This is a genomic window from Roseivirga sp., assembly GCF_965216855.1.
Classification (GTDB): Bacteria; Bacteroidota; Bacteroidia; order Cytophagales; family Cyclobacteriaceae; genus Roseivirga.
Genome location: NZ_OZ244204.1, coordinates 2,983,011 through 2,997,578, shown reverse-complemented (window position 1 = coordinate 2,997,578; position 14,568 = coordinate 2,983,011). Strand labels below are relative to the sequence as shown.

Here is a 14,568-nt window from a genome sequence, read left to right as displayed (position 1 = left end):
AATGAACATGCTATTGCTTATCCAAAAAACTGCCTGATTTTGGTTAAAGGCTTCAAGGGAATAGTAAGGATACCCGGTTGAAGTCTGTTTCTTTTCCAGGCACAGTAGTCCTCTCTTAGGCTTTTGTATCTTTGGTAGATCCCTCCATCACTGTTGCCTCCATTTCTCATCTTCACTAATACTTCGGGAATATAGCAAGTACTAATCCTATGTTTGTAAAGAAAGCGCAAGATCAACTCATAGTCTCCTGAAATTCTAAATTGGTCATCAAACAAGCCATACTGAATATATATTTCATGCCTTACAAAAAACGTTGGATGCGGAATAGTCCATCCATACCTGAAGTTTTTTAAATTAAATTCCCCCGATCTCCAATTTCGATATATTCTACTTGTATCGTTTCGGTAAACATAGTGTAAATCGCCATAGATGGAATCAACTCCTGTAGAGTTAAATACCTCACTTACCCTAGACAGCACTTCAGAATGTGCGTAAAAATCATCTGAATTAATAATTCCAATTATTTCGCCCGAAGCATGAGTAATAGCCTGATTCATAGCATCGAATATTCCACTATCATTTCCTTGAATCAATCGTATCTTATCGCCATATGATTTCAATATTTCAATAGTACCATCGGTGGATCCGCCATCAAATACTATATGCTCATAATCCCCATAAGATTGAGAAATTACACTTTCTATAGTATCTGTAATGGTTAACTTACTATTGAGACAAACCGTTATAAGAGAGAACTTCATGCCTGGAGACGAGCTCTTTGCTCATGAACTAGGTCAGTTTTGTCTGTAGAGTTATGTAGTTGTTGACTAATCCAATCATATGTCTTCTTCAATCCCTCTTCCAGAGGAATAGATGGCTTCCAATGCAGTTTTTCAAAAATCAGTTTGTTGTCTGACTTTCTTCCCCGAACCCCCTGAGGCCCTTCTATATGATTGATTTTTAGATATTTACCTGACACTTCCATAACTTTTCTGGCTAAATTGTTGATAGATATGAGCTCTTCGGAACCAATATTGACAGGTCCATGAAAATCTGATTGGACCAGCCGATATACAGCTTCTACACAATCATCGATATACAAAAAGGAGCGCGTTTGTAAACCATCTCCCCATACCTCTACTTCATCGGAAGCTAGTGCTACCTTTCTACACATAGCAGCAGGTACTTTCTCTTTACCCCCATCATATGTTCCTTCTGGTCCGATACATTATGAAACCTAGCCACTTTGACATCAATACCGTAATTACGCATAAAAGAAAAGTAGAGTCGCTCACTGAATAGTTTCTCCCAGCCGTACTCACTATCTGGTTGTGCAGGATATACGGAATCTTCTACACAAGTAGGGTTGTCGGGGTCAAGCTGGTTGAACTCTGGATAGACGCAAGCAGAAGAGGAATAAAAAATCTTCTTCACTTTGGTATGAACAGATGCCTTCAACATATTCAGGTTGATCAAAGCTGAATTATGCATCACATCCGCATCATTATCACCTGTGAATAAGTACCCAGCTCCTCCCATATCAGCGGCCAATTGGTAAACCTCATCGACCTGGAAATCAAAAAGGCTATTCACTAGGTCTGGATCGCGCAAATCTCCTTGGACAAACTGATCCGCATGAGTTCTGGAGAATTCTGGCAGTTTCAAATCAACACCTTTTACCTGATAGCCCTTCTCTTTGAGGTATTTTACCAGGTGGCTTCCTATGAAACCTCCTGCACCCGCAACAATCGCTGTTTTCATAAATTAATTATTCAATAAGGTCCACTTGTCTTGGTCAAGGTGTCTTTTCAAATAACACACTTATTAAGATATTAAGAAAGTCATTAAGAACATTATGCTGTTAGTTGATAACAAAACTTAGTATAAGCAACAGGGCATTTACCTGATTCAAATATATTTGTTTGTCTCTCAAATTTTCAACTAGTAGGTTGTTCTAAAAAAGAGTATGTGGCTCCTAGGGAGCGATTTGATTATGAAGAAAGCGCTAATCACAGGAGTTACCGGGCAAGATGGCTCATATTTAGCGGAATTTCTATTAGAAAAAGGCTATAAAGTATATGGCCTTATACGCAAATCCTCGGGCACGAATCAGGAACGGATTAGTAACTTGCAAGATCGTTCCTTGGCAATAAGCCAAAATTTTTCTCTTCACTTGAGTGATTTGACAGACTCCTTAAGCATGATGCGAATCGTAGAAGAGGTCGTACCTGATGAAATCTATAATTTAGCAGCTCAAAGCGATGTTAGAATTAGTTTTGAAACTCCTGAATATACTGCTAATGGTGATGCGCTTCGAGCTCTCAGGCTTCTAGAATCACTAAGATTATCTGGTTTAAGTGACGTTACCCGATTTTATCAGGCATCAAGTTCGGAAATGTTCGGTAAGGCAGTAGAAGTTCCTCAAACGGAGAAAACAGCTTTTTATCCAAGAAACCCATACGGTATTGCTAAACTTTATGCTCATTGGATTACGATCAACTACAGAGAAGCATACAATATGCATGCTTCCTGTGGAATTTTGTTTAATCATGAAAGTCCCAGAAGAGGGCTTACATTCGTTTCCAGAAAAGTAACCAGGGGTGTGGCTGCTATAAAATTGGGTCTTCAGGAATGCCTATTTATTGGCAATTTAGATGCCGAAAGAGATTGGGGTCATGCTAAAGATTATATAAGAGGAATGTGGCAAATGCTGCAACAAGATCAACCAGATGATTACGTACTGGCCACTGGGAAGAAGCATAGTGTAAGAGAGATGATTACAACAGCATTTGCCGTGTTTGATGAACAGGTCATATGGAGAGGTAAAGGTTTGGGTGAAATTGGAGTATTAGTGAGTAGTGGTAAAACGGTAGTCAGAGTCGACCCAAAATACTTTAGGCCAGCAGAAGCTGAGTCATTAATTGGTGATGCAACAAAAGCCAAGAGAAAATTGGATTGGAACATTACTATTTCTTTCTCCCAAATGATTGAAGAAATGGTTTTAAGTGATTTTTATCAATTAAATAAGATTGAGACTTCAATTAAGACTGGTTTCAGAGATAATTAAGCTAACTCATGGTGCAATCCCTATGAATTCTGAAAATTCAAAATGGCATATACTCTGTGAGAAGGATGTTGGTCTGTTCTCACTAATTCAGCAAGTAATTGGGCACATACCTCTTGCATTGATGAATAACCGAATACCTGTTGCTCTATATCGGGATCAATGTTGCTACTGGACCAGCCAAGGTTATATGAATGCTGATAATGTTTGGGAATATTATTTTGAACCCATAATAGCTGACAAACCTGCCTCCTCACTTAATAACGAAATACTTGATCACATTAAATCTCGTCCTCCACATTTCGAGTACCCAGGCTACCTGATCAATAATGATGTGTTTGTTACTAATAACTTTGGTAATCACAAGGCCTTCAAGGGACAAACTTTAAAGATACCTCACCAATGGGACGATCCTGATCGACAACTACGGAACAGAGCCGCCAAGATCATTGCTGATTATGTCCGCCCCAGACAATACATTAAGGAAAAGGTCGACTTATTTTTTGAAGAGCAGATGAAGGGCTATAAAGTGATAGGAGTTCATATGCGGGCAACGGATGTTACAGATGTTGACGAGCACAATATACATCGTAGGAGGTCATATAGTTTTCAATCTTTCGTGGAACAAATTCGAAGGCACCTGGAAGAATGGCCTAAAGCCAGGATATTTGTTGGTACTGATTCGCAGAAAGCACTTAATGGTCTCATAGAGATATTTGGAGAAAGGGTTATACATTCCAGCAGTATATTTCATACTTCTCAAGATTTGGCAGGAACCGGACCAGCAGGTTGGGTCATTCCGGGTTACCTGGCTGAAGACTCTCAAAAAGCAGCAAAAAATGGCGAGGAAGCCATAATTGATTACTTACTTTTGAGTCGATGTCAGCACCTGATTCACAATGGATCAGGGCTTGCCAGGACAGCATTACTGAAAAACCCAAAGCTACCCCATACAAACATCCACTCTAAAGCAGCCTATTTCAGGAGCTTAATCCACTTAGGAAATGGAGAACTTTTTAAGTTTCTGAAGTTCTCTTATCAACACGCAGTTCATGAACTCAAGAAACCTGTTAAGCGATTAATAAAATGGGATCAACCGTGAACAGGAAGGAGTTGTTTCGTTGGAGGGGTAAGCTTCACAGAGGTTTTTTGATTATTCAAAATCATGATCTTCATGCTGGTTTTGGTGCTCTTTTGATCTATGCTCTCAACGGAATACGTAAAGCTGAATCTATGAGTACCATTCCGGTCATCGACTTTAATGATAAAAATTGCCCTTATTTTTTTGATGCAAAAAAGGGAAATCAGGTTTGGGAATATTTCTTTGAGAAAACAAGCCCTTACAGTTATGAAGAGGTTAGAAATTGGGTGTTAGATGGAACAATATCAGAAGAGAAAATTCATTTTATTGATGCTTCAGAAGCTGCTAAATCTCATCAGCATGACCCCGACCGTTTGGCTACTTTCTGGGCATGGCAAGAGCCGGAAGACAAGGCTTTATGGATGAATGAAAAGAGAAGCCTTGGACGTAAGTATATACAGGAATACATTAATCCACAGTCCCATATCCTGGAAAAAGTCACTCACTTTGTCGAAACCCGGTTCAAATCTGATTTAATTATTGGCTTGCACATTAGAGGTACTGACTTTGCCTATGCAAAACCTACCCCTTTAGAAGCTTATTTCAATGAGATTGACGAACAAATCAGAAGTCATGGCCAAGCCAACTATCAGGTTTATGTAGCCACAGATCAGCAACAATATTTAGAAGCCTTCAAAGAGCGATATTCTGATAAAGTTGTTCACCTTGATGCCGTCCGCTCTGAAAATCATATCGCTCCCTTTCGTTTTGAGCAAATCAGTGGTTATCAGAAGGGAGAAGAGGTTTTGATGGATATTCTAATTCTTTCACAATGTCACCATATTATTAAAGGAGCAGCGGCAACAGGAGAATTGGCATCGTGGTTTTGTACGCATAACAACATTAGTGATTTTGCTATCCTTAGTGAATTCAACAAAAGACCATATAGTAAACTGGAGAGCACTTATTCTCAATTAAATATCGACCAAAAAAGTAAGTTGAGGAGAACAACTCACGTACTGCATGAAAGAATGATCAGAAGGTTTATTGAGTCGAAAATTGGCAAAGCCATTTACTATCGATCGGCTTTAGCCAGAAAAATATTGAAACATTGAAAGAATCAAAATCAGATACTATATGGCAAAGACTGATAAGGCAACTACTCAGAACAATATATCCGCTCAAGCTGAGAGAAAAATTATCATATAGACTGCAAGGCCTTTTTCCTGACTTGGGAGAACAAAATGTTTCTTTCGAGTACAATAGATCATTGCGATTTGATCTTTCGAAAAAAGACATCGGCCATATTCCAATTATATATAATGGATTCTATGAGAAAGAGGTTACCAAAGTGGTTTTGAGATTGGCTAAACAAGGAGGGATTCTTATAGACGTGGGTGCTAACTATGGCTACTTTTCTTGCATATGGGCTTATCAAAATAAAAAAAATAGGGCACACGCTTTTGAGGCATCTTCCCTGAACATTACCCCTCTGAAAAACAACATTGACAAGAACAATCTGACCAGTCAGGTTAAAGTTGTTCCATACGCGCTGGGCAAAGAAAATGGGGTATTAAACTTTTGCCATGAAAGAGAAAAACAACAAACCGGATGGGGCGGATTTACGCTTGATAAAAAAAGAAAATCAGAGTTAGTAGAAGTCCAAACCCTTGATACTTACACCCAAATAAATAAGATCACTACCATTGACTTATTGAAGATAGATACTGAGGGGGCCGATGCATGGGTACTTCAAGGAGCAAGTCAACTCTTAAAGGAACAAAGAATAAAACATATATTCTTTGAACATAATCAACCGAGAATGGCACTTTTAAAAGTTGGCCTTGATACTGCAAAAAACCTCCTCGAAGGAAATGGCTATGTAGTACAGGCCCTTTCAGAAATGGAATACTATTCATACCCAAAAGTGGACCTAATCAAATTTGAAAGCATTGATTGAAGAAGTACTAAAATCATACAAAAAACTCCATCCCATTCAAATCAATATGGAAGGGGCGGGATTTGGGGCAATAATTTTAGTCACAATCAATCAATTGCGATACTGCGAACGTGAAAATATATACCCCGTTGTCTCTTATACAGCCGAATGCAAGAACGCTTTTCTAGACCCAACCATGGGTGGAGAGCTTTGGGAACAGTATTTCGAGCCAGTCATGCCTCTGTCGTATCAGATGTTCAAAGAACACTCAAAAACAATAGATCTAAGTAAACACATACTGAAATTAAGCTCTGATGAAGCGATTAAAATATCTGAAGAGCACCCCGAAAGCGTCTATTCCTTCCCCTTTGGAAAATGGCGAACTCAGGACCTTGGCGATTTGGATGAATGGTATGCCAAAGAAAGGGCTAAAGGCCGTGAAACCATTGGTACATACGTAAAGCCTAAAGCACATATTCTTCAAAAAGTAGAATCATTCTATCAGGAGAACTTCTCTAACAAATTTGTTCTTGGGATACATATACGTGGCACTGATTTGCATTACGCTCCGGTGGTAAGTCCGGCAGAGTACTTTCCTCATATAGATGCCTGGCTAGAAAAAGAACCTACTCTTAAAATATTCCTGGCTACTGATCAGGCACAATACATTCCAGTATTTGAACAGCAATATGGAGACCGAATTGTGTATTCAGATGCCTTCAGATCAGATAATGAAGTAGCTCCTTTTCAACGAAACGAACTAAGCCCCTATAAAAAAGGAGAAGATGTACTACTGGATATACTTCTCTTGTCGAAAGTTGATTTCCTCATTAAGGGAAGTTCCAATGTTGGGGAAATGGCCATGTATTTCAACCCCAACCTTGAATGTCTTGATCTGGGATATAAAAAAGAAAAGGCCTTTGGACAAAGCTATGATCAAGGTTGGGACAACCATACCAATCCACCTGCCTGGAAACTTGTAAATAAGAGAGGTCTCCATCAGTTAGCCAAAGACGCCAGCTCACAAAGCATGGCTCAACTCTTTTGGTACCATGCAAGGAAAAGGGCCAAAAGTCTTCGAATCTATTTTGGAAAAATTAAGCAAGGAATTCTCAAGCCTTAAGGCGTCAAGCTGAAGTGTATTTTCAAGTCCTGACTAAGCTTCTTCGTAAATATTTCAGCACCACTCTTATTCATATGCACATGATCAGCATAGTTTTCTTTGGAGTAGGACATCGAATCTGCTGAATAGTCTAAAAAGAGAATATCATTTTTCTCAGCCAGACCTTTCAAGAGCTTAAGGATCAGAGCATCATTATGAAAGTATGGTTGGGCTTCATAATAAATTGGAGGATGTACCAACACAATCTGTATGCCTTCCCTTTTACACTCTTTCAGGTAAACATCCATTGATGTCACTAATTCATTACTGATAGGAAGACTAGTCCCGTCTGGAAATTCATTTTTGAATTTTTCAAAAATCACATCATTCCAGGCCAATTGGGGACTTGGGAAGCCTTTATAGATTTCTTCGTTGGAAGCGCTATTAAACCCACAAAAACTAGCCACACCATGTCTGATTTCACTAGGAAATCCCGAGTATCTGAGAAACGGCAGGTAATAATCCAATTTATCGAAGCCTTTGATGTTCATCGTTGTGGCTCTCACCAGACTATCATCAAGATAAGGAGCAAACTTAATACGTTCAGACAAGCCATCTTCTTTTTCGAATATCCCGTTGCCAACAATATGCACTATGTATTTTGGCTTTTCATTGTGTTTTCGATATAGGTCGTAAATCATTTTTTGAATTGTGAATCCAGTGCCATTCTGACCAAGATTGTAAGAATTAAGGGATAAAACAGAATCTACAATTTTCGGATCTATATGTCTTCTGGCTCTGGAGTTTCCAACAATGATCAAGTCTGCATTAATATTTCCGCTAAAAATTCCGGTAATACTCTGAAAGAGTCGGGCATTACTTTTTCTTAACCCAATTGTTACACAGATGTCTCCAAGAATAAGGATACCTACCGTAAACAATATTAAGATCAGAATATGTTTTAAAAACTTCCTCATACTTTCTTAGAACTGGAAATAAATAAATGCCTGACTTTCACCTCTGAAGCAGACAATAATTAAAATAAGACTTAAATAGGCGATCCATCTCCAAGGCCGGTTAAGTTTTGAAAGGCCCTCTAACGCATGTAATTTTTCTCTACCCATCCATTCCACCAAAAACAAAACTCCTATCAATGGAATAAAGGCTTTACTTTCGTAGACCTGGGGGCGTCCAATTATAGACTCTGAGAACATATTGTTAATAAAAACCCATGCTTCTCCTATGGTATCGGCTCTAAAAATGATTAAAAGAAAACTCAATAGGATGAACGTGGATCCCATTTGAAACAACTCTTTCAAGGAAGGCAAGTGTCTTCCCTGCGCAACTACATCCAGATTTTTCCGATGATTGCCCATTAGAATAAGTAGTATAAAAAAGAAGGCATGCAAGCCTCCCCAGGCTACGAATGTCCAGTTTGCCCCATGCCACAATCCACTCACGAGGAAGATCACAAAAACATTCCTCACATTTTGCCAGATACCTCCACGACTGCCTCCCAATGGAATGTAGAGGTAATCCCTGAACCAAGTGGACAATGAAATGTGCCACCTCCGCCAAAACTCAGCTGTATCCCGCGAAAAATAGGGGTATAGAAAGTTAGGTTTAAGGTCAAATCCAAATAAACGAGCTGTGCCTATGGCGATATCCGAATAGCCAGAAAAATCACCATATACTTGAATTGCAAAAAAGATCGCTCCTATAGCCAGCGTACTCCCATTCAAGTCAGAAGCATGGTTGAAAATGGGGTCTACTATGCCGGCACAATTGTCGGCAATGACAATTTTCTTAAACAATCCCCAAAGGATCTGGCGCATTCCATCAACAGCATTATCATATGAAAAGACTCTTCTTTTATAGAATTGCGGCAGCAGATTAGTGGCTCTTTCAATAGGGCCGGCTACCAGTTGAGGAAAGAAACTCACATAGGCAAAAAATGAAATAAAGTCGCCCGTGGGCTCCAGCTTCCTTTTATACACGTCAATGGAATAGCTCAGGGTCTGGAAGGTATAAAAGCTTATGCCAACCGGAAGTACAATATTCAAGAGTACGGGATCAAGCGGTTTCCCCAATAAGGTAAAAGCTTCAGCAAAACTTTTTGTAAAGAAGTCGAAGTACTTAAATATACCCAGCAAGCCAATATTAACCGAAATACTGGTCCATAACAGCTTCTTTCTTTTCCTTTCTTCAGTGGTGTTTGAAAGCTTTTTGCCTATAAAATAATCAACACCCGAACTAAAAATGATAAGAAATAGAAAACGCCAGTCCCACCATCCATAGAATATATAACTGGCTAGAATCAGAAAGGCGTTGTGAAGCTTCACACTCTTGTTTGATAGGTACCAATAGACCGCAAAGACTATGGGAAGAAATACAGCAAACTCTAAAGAGTCGAATAACATTTTTACTATTTAAAATATTGAGGAAACACTAATCTAATCACCATCAAAAAGTCTATCTCAGCCATAATGACAAATCACGTTTGAGTAGTTCTTCCAGCTCTTGAATAACCGGAGTAAAAATTGGTGTTAGATACTCCTTCGCATCCTCCGGACATTTAACCGGAAGCTTTTCAGACTGATGCACACCCAGCCTCCGGTTCCAGTACCAGGAGTAAAATGAAACTGGTAGTGCTTTCTTCAAACCACCCTTAATTGAGTTAGGTATTAAATTTCTGATTGAATCAGTCCTATAGTCAATTGTCTGAGCCTTCGCAGCATTATATTTTAAAGAAGTATCTATTCTTACCTGTGTAGAAACTCCTAAAAACTCAAATGTATCCTTTAGGAGCTGATCCATATTATCAAGGTCCTCAAACAAAAAACACCTCATTTGATCCTTCGGAAAGACCTCCAAATACCGATTGATATGCTTGCTGTAAAACCTGGTACGTATGAGCTTGGGAAGCTTTTGCAAGTCACAGTCGTTTAGGTCTTCAGCGCTCAAAAGCTCTAAAAAAGTGGTACCCTCGTTAAATTCACCATCCCGTTGATTCATAAGAAACTCTGAGTAAGCTGCATCAAAAGGGTTTCTCAAAACCACCATGATTTTAGCCGATGGAGCAAAATCAAAGATAGCCCCTGGGGTTTCTGAGCCAATGAGATAGTCCGGTGAAGCTTCACCCACAATCTTCTCTTCTCTCACATTCTTGAACATTGCTAAGTATTCATCTCGTGTTGGAAATACTCTTGGTGCATTTTTGATGTTGTTTCTGAATGAGGAACTCATAAGGCCATCCGGTAGTACCAGAGGAGGGGTACCATTTGGGAACAGAAAATAAGAAGGTTCCTTTTCGGGACACATGAATATATCAGGGTGCTGCTTCAGATAGTGATACAAAGAAGTAGTTCCCGATTTACTCGCTCCAATCAGAAAGAAGTTAGGGTGCTTCATTATTTATAAATACGATTCATAATCCAACAAAACTCAGCGTACAGTTTATTTTAGATTGTCAAAATCGCCCACTTTGCCCTTACCAACCAATTTACCCTGTTCTAAATAAATTGCACTTTGACACAACTCGTGTAAAATAGTTGTATCGTGACTGACTATTATAAGTGTTGTTCCCTCTTCCGCCATCTTCTTCATTCTGGCAATTGACTTCTCCCTGAAAGATTTATCACCTACAGATAACACCTCATCCACCAGAAGAATATCTGTTCTTAAGAAAGAAGCCACCGCGAAGGCCAACCGCAAATACATTCCACTTGAGTATCTTTTAATAGGTACATTCAAGTAGCCTTCAACACCTGAAAAGTCAACAATTTCATCAAAGTGCTTATTAATTTGAGTGGGTTTCATACCGAGTAGTGTCCCATTCAGAAATATATTTTCTCTTCCGGTGAGTTCTAAGTGGAAACCAACCCCTACTTCCAGCATACTGGAAATAGATCCTCTTAAAACAAAATTACCTTCCGAAGGATCTGTGATCTCACTCAGAAGCTTGAACAAAGTGGATTTGCCTGAACCATTATTTCCCATCACAGCCATCACGTCCCCTCTTTCTACTTGTAAGTCTATGCCTCTCAGTGCCCAGGAGTCCTCATTTTTTAAAAGAGACGAAGGCTTATGCCAAAACTTAGATCTCCTGTTACGGCCATCTTTTTGGTTAGGTCTGCTCACCTTATATTTTTTGCCTAAGTCAAACGTCTCAATTATTGAACTTCCCATAGACTTAGATCACATCTGCAAATTTTCGTTCATATTTTCCGAAAAGGAACAATCCAGACAGTAGTAAACAAATCAGAGATATCCCGCTAATTATAAGGCATTGTGAATCGGGCAGAAAACTTGACCCAAGTACACAAAACCTCATACTCTCGATGATTCCCACTAAAGGATTCAAACAATAAATCTGCCTCCATTCAACCGGCACACTTTCCAGAGTAAAGGCAACCGGACTAATGAAGAGCCCGGCTCTTAACAGAAAAGGGACAAGTGTCATAACATCACGATAGAATACATTGATTGTACTAAGCCAGAGGTTGACCCCAAAATTCAGCAAAATAGTGCTGAAGTATACCAGGGGAATCATCAAGAGATTCAATGTCATGGGTATCTTATAGTGGAACATGAATGCAATGATGACTATCAAATTAATAACAAGTCCAAGTGTATTTCTGAGGGAGGCATTCAGAGGAAGAATAATTCTTGGAAAACTAATTCGGGTAATCAATCCCCTGTCGTCTATCAGGCAAATACTACCACGATTGACTGAACTGGAGAAAAACTCCCAAAAAGATAAGGCTGGTAAAGCGATTAGTATATAAGGTAGACCGTAACTTGGAAAATTTCCCAGCCTACCGAAGACAAAAGCGATAACCAAGGCCATAATCAATGGCTTAAGTATTGCCCAAAACACTCCTAGAAGAGTCTGCTTATAGGTAACAAGGATATCTCGTTTGATCAAATGAAACAATATACCCCTGGATTGCCAGAGTATTGAAAGCTTCATAAATCTGAAACCAGTATCAGTATGGCTAATTCTCCTTTCCACTTTTGCCTAACTATAGATATGGTTTTCTTCTTAATATTTTGATAAGGTACCAAACATGCTTTATCTGATAATAACTCCATCTTCTGATAGTACCCATCAATATTTTCGATACTAACATGACACCACTGAATTTCTTAGAGTCTTCACTGGTCAAAACCTGATAACTCAAAGCAGACGTAGTGTCGAGGTCATGTGTATTGAGTCCCCAGTCTGTGCCATTTGGGTTCAAAACAGGTTTATCAAAAGACTTTGACCAGGCAGGATTTAATTTTCTGTGGCTATGTCTGAATCTGAATCCATTGGATATATGCTCAAGATGAAAGAATTCATAACCAAACACCTTTCCTATGTTGACAATGGGGTACTTTTTTATAAGGCGGGTGGCAAGGTCTACATCCATAAACCAATAGTAAATGAGCCTTTCATCATAACCTCCGATATCATCCCAAATATCTCTGTGCATCATTAAAATACCCACTGGAGAAGCCCAATGGCAAAATCGAAGCTCTTCACTAATAATCCATTTACTATACTTCTTAATGCATTGATCCAGTTGCTCAATACTCGGTTTCTGCTTAACAAAGGAATATGGCAACTGCTTTCTGGCTGCAAACATGTACGAGTTCTGCATGTCAAAACCAGGGTTTGACCCCTTATCGAATGCATCAAAAAACCTCCCTAGAAACCCAGCGGTAACCAGCGTGTCCTGATCTATACGTCCAATGTAGAGTCCTTCAGATCTCCTGGCTGCCACATTCAAAGCATAAACTTCTCCAAAAGGACTATCCTTCTGGAGTTCCTGAGCCAATTGAGGATTAACATGAACAAACCTTGTGATAGATGCCGCCCTTTTGGTAAGAACAATCACCTGATTAATTGGAGTCTCACTACCCCAATCGCAAACTACAATCTCGACTTGAACCTCGCGATTAAGTTCAAAAATATGTTCTGAAACATAATTGATACTTGTTGCCAACCTCCACATAGGATCTCCCATGTAACCATCATTCCTAGAACAAATAATCAGCGAAAGAACCTTGGACCTTATTTTGCTCAAATCGATCAGCTACTAAATACCCCTTTTCAAAACATCCCCAAATTACCTGAAAATACTAGTGCGTGAAAAAAATTAAGAACGTAAAACAATCCATTCATAACAAAATCTACATAATCACTCCTTGCTGAAGTCACATTTACTAAAATTGGGAATCCATAATATATAAATCGGCAATTAATTTCACCCCTTCTAATGAATCCTTGTATAGTCTACTTAGCTCAGAATACCTCAAAAGATTTACAGTATGGCAGAGACTCCAGATCAATGCTCGAAGAAAGCCTGGATTTGCTTTTCGAGAACTACAATGATCAATTTGGTCATGATGTCTTGATTTTTCACGAAGGTGACTTTGACCCCATCAGTCAAAAAGAGATAGCACGAGGAAGGAAAGAAATCAAGTTTCACACTTTAAAATTCGAACTCCCTGATTTTTTAAACCCATCTGAAATTCCTGATAAATGGGATGGAATTTTTGGTATGGGTTACCGACACATGATGCGGTTCTATTCTCTAACCATATTCGACTTTCTTAAAAACCAAGGGTATGACTGGTTCATCCGCATGGATGACGATTCATTTATTCATTCCAAGATTGACTATAACCTCTTCGAGTTTATGGCCGAAAATGGATTCGAATATGGTTATAGAGTCATTACAAAAGAGCCTGAAAGAACATCCCACGGTTTCTCCGAAATGATTTTGGCATACATTAAAGCCGAGAGAATTAAACCTCATACATTTTTAGAAAATTTTGATGCTTCTGCCAAGCTCAACAATGAGGCTTTTTCCATGAAGGGGAAAATAAAGAGAAAAGTCCTATCTGTGATTGACTACATGGCTACCAAATTAAATCATGATTTGAATAACTGGCCTGAGCCCAGAGAGTGGAATCGTTGGACATTTTATACTAATTTCTTGATCACTCGTATTGATTTTTGGCTTCGACCTGACGTACAGTCTCTTTTACACCATTTTGATAGAGTGGGTGGCGGCTACAAATACCGTTGGGGAGATCACATATTACAAACTGCTGTAACTCAAATCTTCCTTCCTGAATCTAAAGTGTACAAATTCGTTGACTGGACCTATGAGCATGCCACCGTCAAAAACGGAAAACTGGATTGGGGTGGAATTTATCCAGGCAAAGATGACGAAGCCAATCCTGCTGTAATTGATTTTGAAAAAAAATATGGTATACGTAAACTAAATAGCAGTTTCTAGTTCGATATCCCCCACCCAATTTGATACCAACTGAAACACTATTTGGAAATGAGTTTTGATTTACCATCAGGGTTTCTAGCCTGGGTTGTG

At 39.1% G+C, this 14,568-nt stretch carries 13 protein-coding genes and 1 pseudogene; 6 read left to right on the top strand and 8 right to left on the bottom strand.

From position 1 onward, the window contains the following. Nucleotides 1-17: 17 nt before the first annotated feature. Together ACOOEY_RS13345 and ACOOEY_RS13340 are read right to left on the bottom strand one after the other, a co-directional pair. The gene (locus tag ACOOEY_RS13345) at nt 18-761 is read right to left on the bottom strand and encodes a glycosyltransferase family 2 protein (protein ID WP_420385217.1); all 744 of its coding nucleotides are present in this window, start codon (nt 759-761) and stop codon (nt 18-20) included. Continuing rightward, nucleotides 758-1,761 (bottom strand): annotated as a pseudogene (locus ACOOEY_RS13340) (NAD-dependent epimerase/dehydratase family protein). Before ACOOEY_RS13340 ends, ACOOEY_RS13345 begins: the two are co-directional and overlap by 4 nt. 232 nt (nt 1,762-1,993) lie before the next feature. Between ACOOEY_RS13340 and gmd the strand changes: the two are divergent. From gmd to ACOOEY_RS13315, 5 genes are read left to right on the top strand one after another with little or no spacing between them, the layout of a single operon-like run. Next, complete coding sequence (gene gmd / locus ACOOEY_RS13335) at nt 1,994-3,067, top strand: GDP-mannose 4,6-dehydratase (protein ID WP_420385216.1); 1,074 nt, start codon at nt 1,994-1,996, stop codon at nt 3,065-3,067. A gap of 22 nt (nt 3,068-3,089) precedes the next feature. Beyond that, nucleotides 3,090-4,166: a nodulation protein NodZ gene (locus tag ACOOEY_RS13330; RefSeq protein ID WP_420385215.1), complete on the top strand. Its 1,077-nt coding sequence runs from the start codon at nt 3,090-3,092 to the stop codon at nt 4,164-4,166. Beyond that, nucleotides 4,151-5,260 carry a hypothetical protein gene (locus ACOOEY_RS13325; RefSeq protein ID WP_420385214.1) on the top strand — a complete coding sequence of 370 codons (1,110 nt, stop codon included), beginning with the start codon at nt 4,151-4,153 and terminating at the stop codon, nt 5,258-5,260. The genes ACOOEY_RS13330 and ACOOEY_RS13325 overlap by 16 nt, the downstream gene beginning before the upstream one ends. Beyond that, a complete protein-coding gene (locus ACOOEY_RS13320; protein WP_420385213.1) occupies nt 5,257-6,105 on the top strand; it encodes an FkbM family methyltransferase in 849 nt (282 codons plus the stop codon). Before ACOOEY_RS13325 ends, ACOOEY_RS13320 begins: the two co-directional genes overlap by 4 nt. Then, nucleotides 6,089-7,207 (top strand): hypothetical protein, encoded by a 1,119-nt coding sequence (locus ACOOEY_RS13315; protein ID WP_420385212.1) that lies wholly within the window; start codon nt 6,089-6,091, stop codon nt 7,205-7,207. Before ACOOEY_RS13320 ends, ACOOEY_RS13315 begins: the two co-directional genes overlap by 17 nt. Here the strand turns inward: ACOOEY_RS13315 and ACOOEY_RS13310 are convergent. Genes ACOOEY_RS13310 through ACOOEY_RS13285 form a run of 6 tightly spaced genes read right to left on the bottom strand, consistent with a single transcriptional unit; the run spans nt 7,204 to nt 13,197 of the window. Further along, nucleotides 7,204-8,163, bottom strand: a complete 960-nt coding sequence (locus ACOOEY_RS13310; RefSeq protein ID WP_420385211.1) for a hypothetical protein — start codon at nt 8,161-8,163, stop codon at nt 7,204-7,206. The two genes, ACOOEY_RS13315 and ACOOEY_RS13310, sit on opposite strands and share 4 nt — an antisense overlap. Before the next feature lie 6 nt (nt 8,164-8,169). Then, the gene (locus ACOOEY_RS13305) at nt 8,170-9,606 is read right to left on the bottom strand and encodes an MBOAT family O-acyltransferase (RefSeq protein WP_420385210.1); all 1,437 of its coding nucleotides are present in this window, start codon (nt 9,604-9,606) and stop codon (nt 8,170-8,172) included. A 52-nt stretch (nt 9,607-9,658) separates the two neighbouring features. Next, a complete protein-coding gene (locus tag ACOOEY_RS13300; RefSeq protein ID WP_420385209.1) occupies nt 9,659-10,597 on the bottom strand; it encodes a sulfotransferase domain-containing protein in 939 nt (312 codons plus the stop codon). A 45-nt stretch (nt 10,598-10,642) separates the two neighbouring features. Next, nucleotides 10,643-11,374: an ABC transporter ATP-binding protein gene (locus ACOOEY_RS13295; RefSeq protein ID WP_420385208.1), complete on the bottom strand. Its 732-nt coding sequence runs from the start codon at nt 11,372-11,374 to the stop codon at nt 10,643-10,645. A gap of 4 nt (nt 11,375-11,378) precedes the next feature. Next, nucleotides 11,379-12,158, bottom strand: coding sequence for an ABC transporter permease (locus ACOOEY_RS13290; protein ID WP_420385207.1), 780 nt, complete (start codon nt 12,156-12,158; stop codon nt 11,379-11,381). A gap of 52 nt (nt 12,159-12,210) precedes the next feature. Beyond that, entirely contained in the window at nt 12,211-13,197 is a 987-nt protein-coding gene (locus ACOOEY_RS13285; protein ID WP_420385206.1) for a glycosyltransferase family 2 protein, read from the bottom strand. A gap of 252 nt (nt 13,198-13,449) precedes the next feature. Between ACOOEY_RS13285 and ACOOEY_RS13280 the strand changes: the two genes are divergently transcribed. Continuing rightward, nucleotides 13,450-14,478 (top strand): hypothetical protein, encoded by a 1,029-nt coding sequence (locus tag ACOOEY_RS13280; protein ID WP_420385205.1) that lies wholly within the window; start codon nt 13,450-13,452, stop codon nt 14,476-14,478. Nucleotides 14,479-14,568 lie beyond the last annotated feature (90 nt).

What these genes read in the sequence shown, in the direction of transcription:
- ACOOEY_RS13345 (WP_420385217.1), bottom strand. Translation starts at nt 761, where the DNA reads ATGAAGTTCTCTCTTATAACGGTTTGTCTCAATAGTAAGTTAACCATT.
- gmd (WP_420385216.1), top strand. Translation starts at nt 1,994, where the DNA reads ATGAAGAAAGCGCTAATCACAGGAGTTACCGGGCAAGATGGCTCATAT.
- ACOOEY_RS13330 (WP_420385215.1), top strand. Translation starts at nt 3,090, where the DNA reads ATGAATTCTGAAAATTCAAAATGGCATATACTCTGTGAGAAGGATGTT.
- ACOOEY_RS13325 (WP_420385214.1), top strand. Translation starts at nt 4,151, where the DNA reads ATGGGATCAACCGTGAACAGGAAGGAGTTGTTTCGTTGGAGGGGTAAG.
- ACOOEY_RS13310 (WP_420385211.1), bottom strand. Translation starts at nt 8,163, where the DNA reads ATGAGGAAGTTTTTAAAACATATTCTGATCTTAATATTGTTTACGGTA.
- ACOOEY_RS13305 (WP_420385210.1), bottom strand. Translation starts at nt 9,606, where the DNA reads ATGTTATTCGACTCTTTAGAGTTTGCTGTATTTCTTCCCATAGTCTTT.
- ACOOEY_RS13300 (WP_420385209.1), bottom strand. Translation starts at nt 10,597, where the DNA reads ATGAAGCACCCTAACTTCTTTCTGATTGGAGCGAGTAAATCGGGAACT.
- ACOOEY_RS13295 (WP_420385208.1), bottom strand. Translation starts at nt 11,374, where the DNA reads ATGGGAAGTTCAATAATTGAGACGTTTGACTTAGGCAAAAAATATAAG.
- ACOOEY_RS13290 (WP_420385207.1), bottom strand. Translation starts at nt 12,158, where the DNA reads ATGAAGCTTTCAATACTCTGGCAATCCAGGGGTATATTGTTTCATTTG.
- ACOOEY_RS13285 (WP_420385206.1), bottom strand. Translation starts at nt 13,197, where the DNA reads ATGGGAGATCCTATGTGGAGGTTGGCAACAAGTATCAATTATGTTTCA.
- ACOOEY_RS13280 (WP_420385205.1), top strand. Translation starts at nt 13,450, where the DNA reads ATGAATCCTTGTATAGTCTACTTAGCTCAGAATACCTCAAAAGATTTA.